Annotated in this window: 1 protein-coding gene and 2 pseudogenes; all 3 read left to right on the top strand. The window is 60.9% G+C overall.

Annotated elements, in window-relative coordinates; genetic code table 11:
- The coding region (locus NEI07_RS03885; RefSeq protein WP_256032849.1) for a CHAD domain-containing protein at positions 1 to 321 on the top strand (321 nt) is incomplete at its 5' end.
- 303 nt (positions 322 to 624) lie between these two features.
- Positions 625 to 1883: pseudogene (locus tag NEI07_RS03880) on the top strand (IS256 family transposase).
- A 188-nt stretch (positions 1884 to 2071) separates the two neighbouring features.
- A pseudogene (locus NEI07_RS03875) lies at positions 2072 to 2351 on the top strand (IS3 family transposase); the annotation flags it as partial.

Genomic DNA, 2351 nt, shown 5'->3' with positions numbered 1-2351 from the left:
GAACAGCGCCACGAGCTACGCAAAGAGCTCAAAAAGCTGCGCTATGCAGTCGAGTTCTTTTGCTCCTTATATCCGGCGAAACGAATCGATCCTTTCTTGAAGCGTCTTAAAAAGCTGCAGACCGTATTTGGCGACCTCAACGACGCCGCGACAATGAAAGCCATGCTCACGGGAACGGATGTTCCCGGCGCCGACGTCCCATCGATACAACGCGCCATCGGCTGGATGATCGGAGCGAGTCAGGCGCGCGCCGAATTGGGATGGATCGGCGCCAAGGTCCTGTGGCGAGACCTCAAACAAACCCGCCCGTTCTGGAGATGACGGATTCCTGTATGCCTGAGAACAGCATCAAATGTTTATGCTGCGAGCGATCCCAACACAACGCCGGCCCGTCTGATCATCGTCTTGCCGCTGAGCATTCGCTGGAACGGCGTGCCTTACGTCGTCGAGGATGCAAGCCCGCCATCCGCCCGCGGAAAATGTACGCGGCGGCGCAATAATCGGCCAGTGAGCGGCGCATATTGCGGCGAGCTAAGGCGGAAACTGGGTGATGACGGAGTGAATCGAGCGGCGTAACGGGGTTGGTGTGCAGCCGACCCGACCCTCCCGGAGGAGCGTTACGCCATGACCGAGAATAGAGTTGTCGCCTTTCGACCGAAAGACGAAATTGCCGATCCGCTCAGCGAAATTCTACGTTCTGGCGCGAAGCGGTTGATTGAGCAGGCGGTGGAGGCCGAATTCGCGGCGTTTTTGGCGCATACGGCGACTTGAAGCTGCCTGATGGGCGCCAACGCGTGGTTCGTCACGGCCATGACCCCGTCCGCGCGATCCAGACGGGCGTGGGGCCTGTCGAGGTGGAAAAGCCCAAGGCGCGCGACCGCGGGGCGAGCGGCGAAGACCGCATCCGCTACGCCTCCTCGATCCTGCCGAAATGGGCGCGGAGCACGAAGAGCCTCGACGTTCTCCTGCCGGCGCTCTATCTGCGCGGAATTTCGACGGGCGATTTCCAGGATGTCCTGACGGCCTTGCTCGGCAGGGACGCGCCGAATCTTTCGCCCGGCGTGATTGCGCGGCTGAAAGGCGCGTGGGAAGACGATTATCGCCGCTGGCAAAAGCGCGATCTGTCGGCGCGGCGCTATGTTTACGTGTGGGCTGACGGCGTTTATCTGCAAGCGCGGATGGAGCCGCAGGCCGAATGCATCCTGGTGATCATCGGCGCGACGCCGGAAGGCAAGAAGGAACTGCTCGGCCTGGCGGCGGGCATGCGCGAGAGCGCGCAAAGCTGGAAGGAATTGCTTGTCGATTTGAAGGCTCGCGGACTTTCAATCGCGCCGGAAATCGCCGTCGGCGACGGGGCGCGCGGCTTCTGGAAAGCGCTCGACGAGGCCTTTCCGTCAACGCGCCATCAACGTTGCTGGGTGCATAAAACGCTGAACGTTCTCGACAAGCTGCCGAAATCCTTGCAGAGCGCCGCGCATCTGGATTTGCGCGAGATCTGGCTGTCGGAGAGCCGCGCAGCGGCGGAAACAGCCATGGATATTTTCGCTGAGAAATTTGCGGCGAAATACCCAAAGGCCGTCGACTGCCTGACAAAGGACCGCGACGCGCTGCTGACGTTCTTCGATTTTCCCGCGGAGCACTGGACGCATTTGCGAACCTCCAACCCGATCGAGAGCGCATTTGCGACGGTACGCCATCGCACGGTCCGCACAAAAGGCGCGCTCTCGCAGGACACGGCGCGTCTCATGGTGTTCAAGCTGGTGATGGAGGCGTCGAAAAGCTGGCGTCGACTGCAAGGACAAAAGCTGTTGCCCAAGGTCGTCAGCGGTGTAAAGTTCCATGACGGAATCGAAATCGCGCCCGATCAAAAATCCGCCGCTTGATTCTTCCCATCACCCAAATCGGCCATAGCTCTATTGCGGCCGCGTGGCGGCGTAAAACCCGGCCAGTTTTAGGCTGACTTTCCGAACATTGATTCGGGAGGACGGCCGGGGATGTTTGCGGTGGAGATTTACGCGGCGGTTCGACGCTTTGTTTTCATTGAGGGCAATAGCCGGCGTGAAGCGGCGCCATCGCCCCGTCGACCTATTGGGCTCATGCGGAGCTACGAAGGGATCCGGCTCGACTTTCGTGCGGGCTCGGCATGACGCAGAACTCTGTGAGAAAGTCCGCCGCGTTTTCGGCGAGAGCTTTCGCGTTTACGGCGCCCGCAAGGTCTGGCGACAATTGCTGCGAGCGGGCGAGAGCGTGGCGCGCTGCACAGTTGAGCGGCTGATGCGGCGCATCGGCCTGCAGGGCGTCATCCGCGGCAAGGCGGTCAAAACGACAATCAGCGACAAGGCGACGCCTTG

Origin of the sequence: Methylocystis suflitae (assembly GCF_024448135.1) — a bacterium.
GTDB lineage: Bacteria > Pseudomonadota > Alphaproteobacteria > Rhizobiales > Beijerinckiaceae > Methylocystis > Methylocystis suflitae.
This window is presented reverse-complemented; position numbering and strand designations above follow the sequence as displayed.